Genomic DNA, 16,224 nt, shown 5'->3' with positions numbered 1-16,224 from the left:
CTATGTTGCCCGTATGACTTTTACATCACCAGGAATAACTGACTCCCCTTCATACATCATCATGCGTCCATCCTGCCATTCGATTCGAAGTAATTTCCGATTGTCTGACTGGAATTCCCAGACGTATTGTTCGCTACCGCTTGAGAAAGGCGTCTTTCCTTGGCTGAGCACATTACCTGAGTATTGTTCTTCCATATGATAAACCGTATCTTCCATTTCGATTGTGGTCGGAATCTCATCCACCGAATCCAGGCGGCCATCGATAGCGGTATACAACTCGTAATACACACGTTCCCGCTCTTCGATTTTCAAGTAATTCACGGTGCTACCATCCTGTAATGTTAGAAAAACCGCCTTGCGCTTTGGACTTTGTGTACTTCCAACCACTTCATATGTGACCAGGGATACTTCTACAATATCTCCCGGTCCTAAATCCCGGACACTTTTCTCCGGTTTCGGTGGCTCAGGCTTTTTTAAGATGTTCGCAATGCGCTCAAATAAACTCATTTGTATCTTCCTCCCCCTATTTGCTACCTACAAAACACACCCCTTGCCTAAACATGGATACTGCCATGTTTATGGTAAGGGGTGCTATAACATGCTGTGCCTTACTTCTGATGTTTTTTCATCAAAGCGGCTAATTCATTCTCAATATCCGCATCTTTTGTCAAAGCCGCAAATTCATCATCAAGCGACTTCTCTTTGCGTGACAGTTCGTTTGATGCTTCCGCTTGCGATTCCATCTGGAGCACTTTTTCTTCCATACGTTTTAATCCAGCCTGTGCCGTATCAGAGCCGAAGCCTGCCATCGCTTTGTTAATTTCTGTTTGGGCTTTCGCTGCATTCGCACGAGCAACGAGTGTCTCCCGTTTATTTTTCATCTCGGTTACTTGCTTTTGCATCTCGCGCAGTTTTTCGCGCAGCTGCTCAGCTGCCGCTTTATTTTGCTCGTATGCAGCTTTATATTCATCCATTTTTTGCGATGCGCTTTTCTTCTCTTCCAGCGCACGGCGTGCTAGATCAAGATTTTCTACCTGTACCGCTTTCTCTGCCTGCTCAGCTCGTTTTTGTACGAGTGCTTCCTGCTCTTCATACAAAACTTTAAACTTTTTCTCAATCGCGATTTGCGCCGCAACTGCTTTTTCTGCTTCTTCTAAGTCTTCTACCATATCTCGAATGTATTGATCCAGCATTTTTACCGGGTCTTCCGCTTTTTCAATTAAAGCATACACATTTGAAAGAGTAAGATCACGCAATCGTTTAAATAGTGACATCGTATAGTTCCTCCTCGAATTCAGGCCAAATTTTTATGCTCACCAGTATATACGAGATACAATTTTTTTGGTTTCTTTTTTCATCATAAAAAATTCTAGTTAAATACCAAATAACCCTTCCTATCCTTATAAAAAGATAGGAAGGGCTATATTTAAATTTTTTTATAAATCGTCGAATCCATTTATCGTCGTCACTTTTGCATACGTGCGCGACTTTCCTTCGAAAAAGTCCGTCTTCGTCTGATTGAGCGCCTCGTCTGAAAACGGGCGAATCCACGGCATGCAGTTATCCACCCCGCCGTACGCCTTATCCAATCCCATCGTCTGCAATCGTTTATTCGCAATGTAACGAATATAATCCTGGAACTCTACCAGATCAATGCCCTCTATACCACTAAGCACTTCATGCGCCCACTCCGTCTCTAGCTGAACCGCTTCCTCGACTCTTTCATAGACGAAAGCACGGTTCGCGTCTGTATTCAGCTCCGGGAAATCCTCCAACAGCATCTTGAACACTTCCCCGAAAAAGTACGCATGCTGTGCCTCATCCCGCTGAATGTAACTAATCATCTGGCTTGTGCCAAGCATTTTTTGATGGCGAGCAAGGTTATAAAAGAAAGCAAACCCGCTATAAAAGAAAATTCCCTCCAGAATCATATCCGCTACAAGCGCTTCAAGAAATGTCTGCGGCGTTTTCTCCTCCCGGAAGTGCTGGTACATGCGGGCAATGAACAAATTGCGCCGCTGTAGCACCTCATCATGCTTCCAGTATTCAAACACTTCTTTCTGCGTCTGGTAGTCCGCAATACTTGATAACACATACGAGTACGATTGGTTATGAATCACTTCCTGCTGATTAATAATCGCCGCAATCGCAACAAGCGATGAATCTGTCAAATACTGCCCTACATCTGTAACAAAGTTTGTCTGCATACTGTCAAGTACCGCTAATAATCCGATGATTTTTTTGTACGCTTCCTGCTCGACAGCGCTCAATTCCGCAAACTGCTGCTTATCTTTATTCATCGCAATCTCAGACGGAATCCAGTGGTTGGCGATCAGTACGCGATACAGCTTGTACATCTCAGGGCGCCGAATGTCATCCCAATTCAGAACACCGGAGCACTGCCCGTTAATAATTCGGTTTGATTTATTTGGTGCCTCTGTATTAAAAACTTGTTGTGTCTGTAACATATTTTCTCCCTACTTTCTTTATACACACGCCTCGCACACATCGATTTCGACCGCTCGACTGCGCACATAATACGTTGTTTTAACCCCTTGCTTCCACACCGCAAGATGCAGCCCGAGAAAATCACGAGCATGAATGTCCGGGCGTACGTACAAATTCACGCTCTGTCCCTGATCGATGTGGCGCTGTCGGGCCGCCGCCTGCTGAATGCCTGCATGTGGGTCCAGATGAAAGGCTGTTTTATAGTACCAGATCGTCTCTGGCGATAAATCCGGTGCTGGATTGGCAATTTTATACGTCGTCTTCTCTTCATATGAGATTAGCTCATATACCGGATCAATCGAAGCGGTCGAACCAGCGATAATCGATGTCGAGCCAGTCGGTGCCACCGCCATCATGTATCCGTTCCGCACCCCATGCTGAGCAACTCTTGCCGCAAGTTCCTGCCATGCCGCTGATTCATATTCCCGACGGGTAAAATATGTACCACTCTCCCATTCGCTTCCGTGGATGAGCGGATATGCGCCTTTTTCCTGCGCTAGCTCACACGATGCCTGAATGGTTAAATAAGCAATGCGCTCATACAACTCATCCGCAAATTGCACAGCCGCTTCACTTTCCCAGGAAATTCTCTTCTTCGCTAGCAGATGATGCCAGCCGAACGTCCCAAGACCGACCGCACGATAGCGCCGATTCGTATGCTGCGCCTGCAGGACGTCGATTTTGTTATTATCAATTACATTATCCAGCATACGAACTTGAATGGGGATCAGACGCTCCAGCACACCATCTGGCACGGCTCGTCCAAGATGAACGCTTGACAAGTTACACACGACAAAATCCCCTGGCTTCTTGCGAATGACGATCTCGCCATCTTCCATCGTCTCTTCCACAACCGTTGTCGCCGACATATTTTGCATAATTTCTGTACATAAGTTGCTCGCATAGATCATTCCAGCATGCTTGTTCGGATTCGCCCGATTCACCGTATCACGATAAAACATGAACGGTGTGCCGGTCTCTAGCTGGGAAATCATTACCCGCTTCATAATCTCAATCGCCGGGACTGTAATGCGGCTGAGCTTAGCATGGCGCACGCACGCTTCGTATCGCTCACGAAAACTTCCCTGCCCCGGCTCTTCATCATAATAGTCCTCTAGCGAGAAACCCATCACCTGCCGGACTTCATGCGGATCAAACAAATGGAACTCCGCCCGCTGTTCCACTGCTTCCATAAACAAATCAGGAATGCACACCCCAGGGAATATGTCATGCGCCCGCATGCGTTCATCTCCGTTATTCAGCTTAATATCGAGGAACGCCAAAATATCTTTATGCCAGACGTCCAAATACACCGCAATACTTCCCTTGCGTGTCCCTAACTGATCGACGCTCACCGCCGTATTATTCAGCTGGCGAATCCATGGGATTACGCCGCTTGATTTATTTTCATAGCCACGAATGGACGACCCTCGCGCTCTTACCTTCCCCATATACACACCAATTCCGCCGCCCATCTTGGACAAGCGCGCCGCATCCGTATTGGAATCATAAATCCCCTGAAGAGAATCATCTACTGTATCAATGAAGCAGCTCGACAATTGCCCGCCCCTTGCCTTGCCTGCATTTGCCATCGTCGGTGTCGCGACCGTCATATAATGATTGCTAAGCGCCCAGTACGCTTCTTTTACGAGCGCAAGTCGCTTCTCCGGCTGTTCCTGCATCATCAGCTGCATCGCAATCATTAAAAAGCGTTCCTGCGGCAATTCATAGATTCGTCCCGCAAAGTCACATGCCAAATATCGCTCCGTCAACGTCACAACGCCAATATAGGTAAACAAATGATCTCGCTCATGGTCGATCATGTCTCCTAATTCCTCTAACTCTCTTGAGCTGTATGTAGTCAGCAGCTGCTCCTGATAAATCCCTTGTTCCACAAGCTGCGCTACTAGACGAGAGAAGGAACCATACGGACGATCTGGATACGCCTTATAGCCACGATTGCGCGCGGCCTGTTTATATAACCCGTTCAAATAAGCACGGGCCGCTACATACGTCCAGTTCGCTTCTTCCTTCGATACAAGCTCCAGTGCTGTCATATAAATCGTGCGGGTAATCGCCTCTGCATGAAGCTCGCCCTCCGCAAGCTTAGCCAATACATATTTCCCTAGTACATCCGACTTTACACCGGCTATCCCTGTTGTCAAACGATCAATCGAGCGCAATAGCCTTTCTTTATCAAATTGCAGAGCACGGTTGTCAGGCTTATATACGATCATTTATTTCTCCTCCTGTTCATCAGGATAGAACCACGCAAAAAAGCATCTTTCCCGTCGTCCAAGAAAGATGCTTGTTCATGTCAAAGTAAAGAGCCTTATGATGTTGAAAACTACTCTTCACTGACACTTCACCATCTCCCGTGGCTACTTCCTGTGTCTTACTCTGCGGCAGGTCTCCTGACTCAGGTTCATTGCATGCTTCGCCTTCCCATTTTTTTCAAACAGTGGCATCGTAGAAGCATACTCCCCTTTACAGTGGCGGGACCGTGTCGGACTTGCACCGAACTTCCCTTTTAAGTACCTGGAGCGTTCTCACAGGCACACCACAAAGCACTATATGTAGTTGTATGAGTTATACGATACAACAACATATCCAAATAAACAAGAGTTGTATTCTTTATTCATATCCTTTTGCATTCTCAGGTGAGATCTTCTCCCGAAAAATGCGGTACAACCAGAGCTGATACGTCAGGACGATCGGAACCATGACAAGTGCGACACCGAGCATAATCGTCAAGTTCAACTTACTTGCCGCCGCTTCAAATAACGTAACACTCGACGCAGGGTCCAAAGCAGATGGAAGCATATTCGGAAACATTCCCGCAAATCCTCCCGCCATCAGCAACGCAATCGAAGCACACACACCACCGAAGGCGATTCCCGGACGATCTTGATTCAGTGCAATCATGACAAACAAGAGGAATGTCATAGACAGCAAAGGCAGAAGCCAGAGCGCGGGATACTGGACGAACTTGTCGAACAACGGCGTTAGATTGTTTGTTGCTACCATAAAAATGGCAAGCAGCGCCATCGCAAAAAACCATACTTTCTTTGCTACATTCAGCGCACGCGTCCGAATCTCCCCGACTGTTTTAAACGCAATCCACGAACTTCCAGATAGCAGAAACAGTGTCACGAATACGAGTCCGCCAGCTATGCCATACGGATGCAGCAAGGACAATAGCGTACCGTGATAGCCCGTCTCATCAATTCTCAATCCATAAAACAAATTGGCAAACGCTACCCCAAACAACAGCGCAATGGCAAAACTGCCTGTGAAAAAACTCCACTTCCAAAACGATTTCCAGCGCGGATGATCCATTTTGTGCATGAACTCAAGTCCCGCCGCACGAAAAAACAAGCTGAACAAAATCAACATCAGCGGTGTATACAAATAGCTAAACATCAACGCATACGTCAGGGGAAACGCCGCAAACGTCGCCCCACCTGCTGTAATCAGCCAGACTTCATTTCCGCCCCAGAACGGTCCGATTGACTCCTGAAGCTGGCGCTGCTCTCGCTCATCTTTTGCAAGAAACGGAAACAGCATTCCGGTTCCGAGTCCATATGCATCAAGCACGAAATATACCGTCCAGATTACTCCCCACAGTCCAAACCAGATCATGGCTAACATATCATGAGACATGCTGCAATTCCCCCTTTCCTTCCTTGTAAGCCTTCGGACCAGACTTGGCGTATTTCACAAGAAGGATGACATCTGCGATAATCAGAATGCTATAGAACAATACGAGACCTAAGAGCGAGAATATAACTTGTGATACTGAAATCGGTGAGATAGCGTTGACCGTTTTCATTAAGCCATATACAACCCATGGCTGACGACCCGCTTCTGCCACGACCCAACCGAGATTAATCGCCACATATGGAAGCAGCATACTGTATAACACTACTTTTAAATAACGAGATGAGGACACAAGCTGATTTTTCCGCACGAGATAAAATCCGTACCAGACAAGTGCCAGGAAATACATCCCAAGTGCCACCATCGATCGGAAGCTATAAAATACGAGATTTACATTCGGACGCTCATCAGCCGGAATATCCTTTAAACCTGTCACTTTTCCGGTAAAGTTATTCGTATAAAAGAAACTGCCCATATACGGAATTGATAACGCCTCAATATTCCGTTCATTCTTCGGATCAGGAATCGAAATAATCGAGAACGGCATTGATTGTTGCGTTTCCCATACTGCCTCCATCGCGGCGGCTTTCGCTGGCTGCTTCTCTGCTGTATGCACCCCATGCTCATGACCAATAAATGGAGTAGCCGTAGCGGCCAACAATCCAAGAGCGAGTGCAATCGAAAATGATTTTTCAAAAAATGGAACATTTTGCTTGCGAATCAGATGATACGCGCTAATACCCATCACAAAGAAGGAACCGACAATGTAGCTGGCTACAACCGTGTGGAAAAACATATACCATGCATACGAGTTCGTCACCAATTCATAAAAGCTATTCAGCTCCGCGCGACCGTTGCGGATCACGTAACCAACCGGATGCTGCATAAATCCATTAGCCGTAATAATCCATAAGGCCGAAATATTCGTACCAATGGCAACCATCCAGATCGAGAAAGCACGCATCTTCGGCGAAATTTTATCGCGCCCAAATAACCAGAGCCCCATGAAGGTTGATTCTAAAAAGAAGGCAACGAGCGCTTCAATCGCAAGAGGTGAGCCAAAAATATCCCCCATATACTTCGAATACTCCGACCAGTTCGTTCCGAATTGAAACTCCATCGTAATCCCTGTGACCACTCCAAGCACGAAGTTAATCGAAAATAACTTACCCCAGAAATCAGCCATCTGGCGATACAAAGGCTGACGTGTGCGAGCGTACTGCGTTTCCATATACGCTACTAAAATAACCAGACCAATCGTAAGAGGGACGAACAGGAAATGATAAAACACCGTGACCGCAAACTGAATCCGACTCAACATGATAACACTTGTCATACCAACACTCCTCCTTGGCTTACGCGTTGCTGTATTGGTGCTACAAGCGCAATATACCTATAAAGTGTGTTGAAATCGTGTAGACATAGTGAATCATTCGTGATAACAGGATGAAATAATCTCCTGTTCATTAGATTGTCATGAAAAAGGCCTGAGCCTGCCATTTTCCGGCAAAGCTCGGGCCTTTATTTTTTGTATACTACTTCATAGATTGCAAACGCTGAATGCGATCATCCAAATCCGGATGGCTCGCAAACAAGCTAAGAAATCCGTTTCTACCGCTGCTGATTTTAAAAGCCGCCACCGATTTCTGTTCCGTATCTACCAACTCTACCGTATGCTTTAGTGATTGCAGTGCATGAATCATTCGGTCCTTACCTGTCAGGCGAGCCGCCCCGGCATCTGCCTGATATTCACGATAACGAGAGAACGCCATCACCACAATGCTACCTAAAATCGAGAACAAAATATCAAAGATAATCGACGCAATAAACTGCACGATCGGAGCCATATCTTCTCGAACAAAGCGAGACGCTACATAGGCACATATGCGCGATAAGAATACGACGAATGTATTAATGACACCTTGCAATAATGTCATCGTCACCATATCCCCATTGGCAATATGTGCGATCTCATGCGCTAATACGCCCTTCACCGCATCCTCGTCCATCTCTTCTAGCAAACCACTCGACACCGCTACAAGGGAACGACTTTTGCTCGGACCTGTCGCAAAAGCATTTACTTCCGGTGAATCATACACCCCAACTTCCGGCATAACACGCAATCCTGCTTTGCGAGCTAAACTATATACTTCTTCAAGCAACGCTTTTTCGTGTGATCGAAGCGGACCATTCGGATCAATAACTTGCACACCCATCGACCATTTCGCTATGATACGTGAAAGCGAAAGCGAAATCAATGCGCCAGAAAAGCCGACCACGCCGCTGAATACGAGTAACGCTCCAAAGTTAATTCCTCGAGATGTAACGTAATACTGCACCCCTAGTAAACTTGTAATGACCCCGATTGTGACCATTACGAGGATGTTCACAAGCATGAATAAACCAATTCTTTTAAACACATTTCCACTCCTTCTTTACTTTTGCCCTGCTAACAAATAAAGAAAGCAGTTTAGACAACTCTGCTTCCTTCTGCATCCAACAAGCTATAGTTTTTATACGAAAAAATTTATTCATAGTTTCATTTTTTTGAATAAAGTATCCGTTAAAGTTTTTATCATAAATGAATTGACTTTCATCCTAGTTGTAACTATTATAGTTACAACAAAAGAATTAAAAAGGAAAGGTGCGGTCATACATGACGATAAAAATTAAAGCTTACTCTGATTTTATTTGTCCATTTTGTTTTTTAGGTACAGGCCCATTAGATGAAATCATCAAGGAAAAAGATGTAGAAGTAGAATGGATGCCATTTGAATTACGTCCTAGCCCTCATGAAAAAATTGACCCATGGCAAGATCCTGCAAAATTAAGTTCATGGGATTCCTTTATTCTCCCTGCTGCGAAAAAGTTAGGAATTGACATGCGTTTACCACGTGTCTCTCCACATCCATATACGCATTTGGCTTTTGAAGGGTACCATTTCGCAAAGGAACATGGGAAAGGAAACGAGTATCACCACAGAGTGTTTACTGCCTTCTTCCAAGAAGAACAAAACATTGAAGACATTGAGGTGTTAACAAAATTAGCGGATGAAGTCGGTCTCTCTAAGGATGCATTTAAAGAAGCATTAGTATCACGAAAGTATCGTGAAGTGCATCAAGAAGCACTGAAACATGCCTATGAAGAGGCTCAAATTATGGCGGTGCCAACGTTTGTGATTGGTAAAGAAGTCGTTCAAGGACTGGCTAGCAAAGAAAGATTAGCCCAAATTATTGATCAGGAATTAGAGAAAAATAAAACAACCGAATTTGATGGAATGCACTGTGACATGAATGGACATTGCTAATCTTAGAAATGCTTCATAGCACGTTAACGACACATCAAGCCACCACTACACAAAAAAGGTTTTTACTCTTGACGGAGTAAAAACCTTTTTTTAAAATCTGTTTAGCACCCGTGATTCCCAACTCGAAGCGGAAGTAACTCTAGGCCATTTTTGATGAGACGCTGAAGCTCTTTTGTTTTACTAAGATTGAGTAATTCCTCAAGAACCTGTTCTTTGTTTGAAGTTTGTACATGATGAATGACAAATAACTCGAGAATTTCTAAGCGTAACAGCCATTCTTTCGGGTAAAAACTTCTCAATGTTTGAAGAACTTCTTGAACAGCAGCTATACTCTGTTCATCCCATATTGCTTTTTCACGAGTATCTCTGATTGTCTGGTACATACTTTCTAACTCTGTTAATTGTTTTGGTGTTGTTAAACTATCTTCTTCCATTTCCACTGTATCGAAAAAGGCTTCTGTATCCGCAGCCCCCGGAAAAGCAGAGATGACTGCAGATCCTACCGCCATGTCGAATGTTCCCCACTGCTCTGCAAATAATACGGTATCCCCTACTACAACATTACAGCTTTCAAAAGAGATCAGCGCTACTTTTTCTTTATTTCGGATAATATTTGAGACTGTCCCAGTTACTTGAACACCGCTTTTAAACGATAGCGTCGTTAGTTGGCCTTTTACAATTCCTAACGCAGCAAGTTGTTCGTCTGTACATTCTTCGAGTAAAATGTTGCCGTCCAATAAACCAATCGGTGTTCCAAAGCCATCTCTATGAACATCTTTTGAATGTTCTGGAAGTTCCTTGTTATCGATAGCTAAAGCTGTAGGCCCCATTGTATTTACGTAAATGGCTTCTCCGTTTGAATCTTTATGAATGTTTGTAATAGACCCTGTAATTTGCAATCCGGAATTTAGCACAAATGTAGCCGTGCTGCCTGATCGTAACGCTTTATCCAAGCTCTCCGTTCCACCTGTTTGAAATGCCATTGTTCTTGAAAACTCTTCAATTCCTTCTATCAATTGGTCAAAGCTCTCGCATACAAATAATTGCGGCTGCATCGTTGTCACATCGTAACTTGTTTGAATACAAGCCTCTACGGAGAACGGTAGCTTCACTACCTCTTCGGATAAGCAGTGCTTGCTTTCTCCTACCGATGATAAGAGTCCAGCACCATAAATTTGCGGATTTTCTACCGTTCCGATTAGTCCGTACTCTACTGTCCACCAAAAGATGCGTGAGATTTGCTCTGCTTCGGACATCCCTTTTACAGCTTTCTGTTTTTCACTTAGCATTTGTTTTGCTTCTGCAACTTGTTCAGGTGTAGAATCGCGGTCTTCCATTACAATCGATAAGTGTCTTACCGCTTCGAAAACCTCATGTTCCTCTTTTGTTGCAAATGCTTTCGCTCCAATTTCTCCAAACCGTTTTACATATGATGCATATTTAGCGTCAAACAAAATAGGCGCATGTCCCGCAGATTCATGAATAATATCTGGAGCCGGTGTGTATTCAATGTTTTCCACTTTTCGAATGTCTACGGCAATCGGTAAAATACCGTGAGCTTGAAAATCAAAGAAGGCAACGCCAGGGATTAGTCCATCGATAATCACAGCCCCCCAGCCGATTTTCGCAAGGCGCTCGTTCATGTCCGATACCTTTGGAATCGCTTCGATATCAATCCCTGATGCTAAAAGCCCTTCGACATATGCAGGATGTGCTGTGTCTTTAAGAAAATGATGATTTTGTCTCATAACGTAGCGCCATACAGCGTGATCAACAGGGGTATAGTCTTCATAATGCTGTTGAGAGACAAATTGTCTCAAGTGTGCCGGAATTTGTGCTGTAGATTTTACTAATTGTTTCATACTAGATTCCTTCCTTTCTGCATTAAGAAGCTCAGGGAGCATAATGCTTGTCTCCATTCGTTATTTGATAAACACAAAAAATCCCTACTGGAAAACCAGTAGGGACGAATAAACATCGCGGTACCACCCTAGTTGCGAGCAAGTGCTCACCACTCTTATTTTGATAACGGCTTTATTGCCGTCTTTCCCTTCATAAAGACCAGATCTTTACTACGAAAAAGAAGCTCGGGGAGTGTAATTCATGCTTGGATATGTACTGATTCGCACCGACCATCAGCTCTCTGAGACAAAAATTCCAGGCACTACTGTATTCCTTTCAATGCTCTATATACACCTGTAACAGGTACGTTTTTTTGAATACGTTGAATTATAAAGGGGCCTGAACATAATTGTCAACAGATTTTCATTATTTTAACAGAGAAATCACAATGATCTCGCCTTGCAAGAGAGGACACGTATCGTGAACCCACGACATAAAATTCCAGAAATGCTTCGAACTACTCTTTTTGTGTATGTCTAAACCTCTTTTGTTCTTGACAAAATAAATTTTATATGGTATGATAAATTATTTAAACTAAAAATAATAAAAAGAATGTGATACAATATACTATGTACGATTCATCTGTACAAAAACAATCCACAAGGGGGATAGCCAATGAGAATTGCGAACGGAGTAGAAATGCTCGAATTACAAGCGGAGGGATTCGGCGGTCGTATGTTCTTGAATCCCACACTCATTTGGGATGATGAAACAGCCATCTTGATTGATACAGGCATGCCTGGGGATATGGAAAAATTACGCGCAGCCATGATTGAGTCTGGTGTATCATTTGACAAAGTAAAAGCCATTATTCTCTCACATCAGGATATTGACCATATCGGTAGTACTGCTGACATCGTGCACGAGTCCAATGGGCGTATTGAAGTATATGCCCACGAACTAGACAAGCCATATATCGAAGGCACACTGCCCTTGATCAAAACAAACCCAAGCAGCATTGCTAAAGTCGCAGCCTCCCTCCCCGAAAACGAACGCCAAAAATTGCTGGCATTATGCGAAAATCCACCGACAGCGAAAGTAGACAAAACATTGGTGGACGGTCAAGAACTTCCGTACTGCGGAGGAATTCTCGTTCTGTTTACACCCGGACATACTCCCGGTCATATTAGTTTATATTTGAAGCAAAGTAAAACACTTATTGTCGGAGATGCTATGGTTAGTGTGGACGGCATCTTACATGGACCCGTACAAAGAACTACACTTGATATGGATACCGCTCTTCGCTCTCTCGAAAAATTCTTACCGCTCGATATCGAAACCGTGATTTGCTATCACGGGGGCGTATGTACCGGGAACATTAAAGATCAACTCCGAGCTATTATCAAAGACCATTGATTGGCGATAACCGAGGTTGTCTCAAAAGCTGTAGCATAGCGGCTGAGACAGCCTCTTTCTTTTCTTGGTGGGCGATTTTTTCCAATGTGTGGTGGAGGAGCAGGATCGGGCGGGGCCTCGTCACTTAGGTACGCTTACAGAGAAGTGGGGACTGCCCGCTTCAGGTTCCAGACGAACTCGCCCACAAAAGATGACCGCGATGTATATGCATCGAAGCATTGTGGGCAAAGGCCCGTTCGCCCGGCCCCTTCCGCTAGGAAGTCGCGTACAGGCGTTCCGCTTCCCCGCCCAATCCCACTCCTAGCACACTTTGGTTAAACACCATCAAGCAATATTAAGATGCTAAGCTTTGCTATGCGGGTAAAAAATAAAGAAAGCATGCTTTCAAAAAGCCAATGTCTATCGAGTAAATCCATTCTGGCGCCGCATGTTTTTTGTAAAACAAAACGTTGTGCGGGGAGTGGGAGAAGGGAGGAGCAAGAGCGCCTGTACGCGCCTACTCAGCGGAGGGAGAACAACGAACGGACCTTTGCCCGCAATCCTTCTATGAATCAACATCATAGATTTTCTTTGCGGGCGAGTTTGTCGGGCTCCCGGAGCGGACAGCCCCCACTTCCCTGCCAGCGTACCGAAGCGAACGGCTCCTTCCTTCTCCCACTCCCTCCCCACCACACGTTGTCGATTCTACAAAAAAAGAGGCTGTCCCACCCACCACGTTCTGGCTTTTGAGACAACCTCGGTCATTTACTCATATTGAAGCCGGAGCCCTACCCCCACTTCCTGAATAGACGCTGCCCTAGTCAGTGCTACTTTAGACGAAAAGTCTGTACAATGGCACGGATGCATAACAGGCAAGCGCAGTCCTTTCATGTATTCCACAGTCTGCTCCATTTGTTCCTTGGACGGATGCTGAAGGTGGAACCCCCCGATAATATCTATAATCCGCTCATCTCCACACACCTGCTTTGCATACTCGACAATATTGCAAATTCCGGAATGAGCACAACCTACTATAATCACTAATCCGTTAGGTGAGCGGTACGCTAAGGCAGTATCATCGATTACGAAATCATCGGTCTCTTCTCCATTTCTACTAACGGTTCCAATAACTTCTTTTCCTTCAAACTCAAAATGCCTTGGAATCTCACCAAGAAACACCAAATTTTCAGTCAACCAAACAGGTTCTATAGACGTATGAGTAGCAAAGTGCATTTGAATCTTTTGCTCGCTAAATAAACTTCCGATCTCCCCCATGTCACCAAACTTTTTACTTTCCCATACAGCAGGATGGGCGATAATAGATGGCTGTGTATGCGGCACATCCTCAATTTTGGCTTCCATATACATTCGAGCCAGATACGTCAGCCCCCAGCTGTGATCGACATGTCCGTGTGATAAAACAATATGATCAAGCTGGCGCAAGTCAATGCACATTTTCTCTGCATTTCGTACAAAAGCATCAGAGTATCCCGTATCAAACAAAATTTTCTTTCCGTTATCTTCTATGTAAAATGACACCCCTGGCTCCCCAAAAAAATAGCGGTCAATCAATGTGTTATTGTCAAGCAGAACAGACACCTTCATATTTTATCTCCCCCTATAATGTACAGATACACGACATGCTATTTAAGCAATAAGAGTATTGCCGCCATAGAATTATCAACAAATGAGCGTTCCGGATGAGATTTCATCATCACGCTAAGCGCTTCAGCACTGCTATTCTGGGTACTGACCCTCCGCCCACTCGCTCAGCCAATTGGCTGATGAACTTCACCGTGAACTGAGCACATTCAAAGTATAAACAACTATATGAAAAAAAGCAGGCTCTAAAGGCTTGCTTTTTTTCTTTTTTCAATTTATCATCCTCATTAAGGATAATGTTTATCCTTAATATTATATTTTGAATAGGTGAATAAAAAATGCGAATGAAAACAGGAATGGAACAAGCCGTCTACACACTGCTTATTCTCGTTCGGCTTCCAAAGCGCACAAGCCTTCCGGCAGAACCACTTAGCGAACGGCTGGGCGTTTCCCCTTCCTATCTAAAAAAATTAATGCAAAAGTTAGTTCATGCCGGGCTCGTACACTCTACACCAGGTATTCGCGGCGGATTTTCTCTCGCGAAACAGCCAGAGGATGTTACCGTGTACGACATCTATGTCGCTGTGGAAGGCTGCCAATCGTTGTATCTGAATCAAGGTGTATCCTCCCATCTGTTCGCAGATGAGAAGACCTGCTCTTCCCACGAATCATGCGCCCTTGAGATCCTGATGAAGGACGCAGAAAACGCCTGGACAGACGTACTAAAAACCGAAACGCTGGCCAGCTTGCAGGAAAAAGTTACAAACACGTATCCACAGCATAAACTCCTCGCACTTGAAACGTGGATACATGAACAAATAAATGGAGGGACTGCACAATGACAAACAAAACATATGACAAATTATTTGAACCTGTTACAATCGGTGCCTGGAATCTAAAAACCCGCACAGCGATGGCTCCGATGACGCGCTGCTTTGCTGATGATCAAACCGGGGTAGTCGGCGAGGATGTCGTAGAATATTATCGCAAGCGAGCAGCAGATGGGATTGGCCTGATTATTACCGAAGGGGTCGTTATCAGCCCGCGCGGGAAAGGAAATCCTGGTGTTCCCGGTATATATTCTCCCGCACAAATTGAATCCTGGAAAAAAGTAACCGACGCTGTTCACAGCGAAGGCGGCACTATTATTGCACAAATCTGGCATGTAGGTCGCGTTACTCACCATGAACTAGCCGGCGGTCTTCCACCGCAAGCTCCGTCCGCGATTCAAGCCGAAGGAGTCGTACCGCGTTTCCGCAAACCGTATGATGTCCCGGAAGAGATGACCACGGGCGACATTCAGGAAGTAATTGCTCAATACGCGCAGGCTGCAAAAAATGCGATCGAAGCAGGCTTTGACGGTGTGGAAATCCACGGGGCACACGGCTATCTCATCGACCAATTTAATTCCGATATTTCGAATCATCGGACTGACAAATACGGTGGAGACCTTGCCGAGCGCCTTACCTTTATGAAAGAAGTTCTGCGTGCCGTTATCGATGCCATCGGAACAGACCGCACACTCATCCGTTTCTCCGCGTTGAAAATGGATAACCCGAACTACATGTGGGAAGACCCGGAAGCTGCGATTCAAACATTTATTGCAGCCTTTAACGAAGTCGGCGTAACGATGATTCATCCTTCTACGATGAATTTTACACAAGTAATCGCAGACAATAAAACGCTGCACCAACTCGTACGCAAGCATTGGAAGGGCATCATTGTCGGGGTAGGTAGTTTGGATGTAGAAACTGCGGAAAAAGCATTAGAGGAAGGTACGATTGACGTAGCTGCGGTTGGTCGTCCGCTTATCGCAAATCCTGATTTTCTACATCGGGTTCAACATGATGAATCCCTTGTCACATATGACGCCAAACAGCATCTCGTAACTCTACGTTAATGCAACAAAA

General features: G+C 44.9%; 12 protein-coding genes, 1 pseudogene, 1 riboswitch and 1 other annotated feature. Of the genes and pseudogenes, 4 read left to right on the top strand and 9 right to left on the bottom strand.

Annotated elements, in window-relative coordinates:
* The 7 genes from PO771_RS07430 to htpX form a co-directional block, all read right to left on the bottom strand.
* Positions 1–507, bottom strand: a complete 507-nt coding sequence (locus PO771_RS07430; RefSeq protein WP_272562627.1) for a DUF4178 domain-containing protein — start codon at positions 505–507, stop codon at positions 1–3.
* 101 nt (positions 508–608) lie between these two features.
* Complete coding sequence (locus PO771_RS07425) at positions 609–1,274, bottom strand: PspA/IM30 family protein (protein ID WP_272562626.1); 666 nt, start codon at positions 1,272–1,274, stop codon at positions 609–611.
* 162 nt (positions 1,275–1,436) lie between these two features.
* Positions 1,437–2,468 (bottom strand): ribonucleotide-diphosphate reductase subunit beta, encoded by a 1,032-nt coding sequence (locus PO771_RS07420; protein ID WP_272562625.1) that lies wholly within the window; start codon positions 2,466–2,468, stop codon positions 1,437–1,439.
* An 18-nt stretch (positions 2,469–2,486) separates the two neighbouring features.
* A complete protein-coding gene (locus PO771_RS07415) occupies positions 2,487–4,745 on the bottom strand; it encodes a ribonucleoside-diphosphate reductase subunit alpha (RefSeq protein WP_272562624.1) in 2,259 nt (752 codons plus the stop codon).
* Between the two features lie 150 nt (positions 4,746–4,895).
* Positions 4,896–5,088: riboswitch (cobalamin riboswitch) on the bottom strand.
* Between the two features lie 54 nt (positions 5,089–5,142).
* The gene (gene cydB, locus PO771_RS07410; protein ID WP_272562623.1) at positions 5,143–6,171 is read right to left on the bottom strand and encodes a cytochrome d ubiquinol oxidase subunit II; all 1,029 of its coding nucleotides are present in this window, start codon (positions 6,169–6,171) and stop codon (positions 5,143–5,145) included.
* The gene (locus PO771_RS07405) at positions 6,161–7,504 is read right to left on the bottom strand and encodes a cytochrome ubiquinol oxidase subunit I (protein ID WP_272562622.1); all 1,344 of its coding nucleotides are present in this window, start codon (positions 7,502–7,504) and stop codon (positions 6,161–6,163) included. The genes cydB and PO771_RS07405 overlap by 11 nt, the downstream gene beginning before the upstream one ends.
* A 199-nt stretch (positions 7,505–7,703) precedes the next feature.
* The gene (gene htpX, locus PO771_RS07400; protein ID WP_272562621.1) at positions 7,704–8,588 is read right to left on the bottom strand and encodes a protease HtpX; all 885 of its coding nucleotides are present in this window, start codon (positions 8,586–8,588) and stop codon (positions 7,704–7,706) included.
* Between the two features lie 236 nt (positions 8,589–8,824).
* On the opposite strand from htpX, the gene PO771_RS07395 reads away from it, so the two are divergent.
* Positions 8,825–9,475: a DsbA family oxidoreductase gene (locus tag PO771_RS07395; protein ID WP_272562620.1), complete on the top strand. Its 651-nt coding sequence runs from the start codon at positions 8,825–8,827 to the stop codon at positions 9,473–9,475.
* 101 nt (positions 9,476–9,576) lie between these two features.
* Here the strand turns inward: PO771_RS07395 and PO771_RS07390 are convergent, their stop codons facing one another.
* Complete coding sequence (locus PO771_RS07390; RefSeq protein ID WP_272562619.1) at positions 9,577–11,337, bottom strand: aromatic amino acid hydroxylase; 1,761 nt, start codon at positions 11,335–11,337, stop codon at positions 9,577–9,579.
* A 97-nt stretch (positions 11,338–11,434) separates the two neighbouring features.
* Positions 11,435–11,666, bottom strand: a binding site (T-box leader).
* Between the two features lie 326 nt (positions 11,667–11,992).
* Here PO771_RS07390 and PO771_RS07385 point away from each other — a divergent pair.
* Positions 11,993–12,733, top strand: coding sequence for an MBL fold metallo-hydrolase (locus PO771_RS07385; protein ID WP_272562618.1), 741 nt, complete (start codon positions 11,993–11,995; stop codon positions 12,731–12,733).
* A gap of 744 nt (positions 12,734–13,477) precedes the next feature.
* On the opposite strand, the gene PO771_RS07380 is transcribed toward PO771_RS07385, so the two are convergent.
* Positions 13,478–14,317 (bottom strand): MBL fold metallo-hydrolase, encoded by an 840-nt coding sequence (locus PO771_RS07380; protein ID WP_272562617.1) that lies wholly within the window; start codon positions 14,315–14,317, stop codon positions 13,478–13,480.
* A gap of 335 nt (positions 14,318–14,652) precedes the next feature.
* Here PO771_RS07380 and PO771_RS07375 point away from each other — a divergent pair, with 335 nt between their 5' ends.
* Together PO771_RS07375 and PO771_RS07370 are read left to right on the top strand one after the other, a co-directional pair.
* A complete protein-coding gene (locus PO771_RS07375; RefSeq protein WP_272562616.1) occupies positions 14,653–15,156 on the top strand; it encodes an RrF2 family transcriptional regulator in 504 nt (167 codons plus the stop codon).
* Positions 15,157–15,173: 17 nt separating this feature from the next.
* A pseudogene (locus PO771_RS07370) lies at positions 15,174–16,214 on the top strand (alkene reductase); the annotation flags it as partial.
* Between the last annotated feature and the right edge of the window lie 10 nt (positions 16,215–16,224).

The sequence above is a fragment of the Aneurinibacillus uraniidurans genome, from assembly GCF_028471905.1.
GTDB classification, from domain to species: domain Bacteria; phylum Bacillota; class Bacilli; order Aneurinibacillales; family Aneurinibacillaceae; genus Aneurinibacillus; species Aneurinibacillus uraniidurans.
This window is presented reverse-complemented; position numbering and strand designations above follow the sequence as displayed.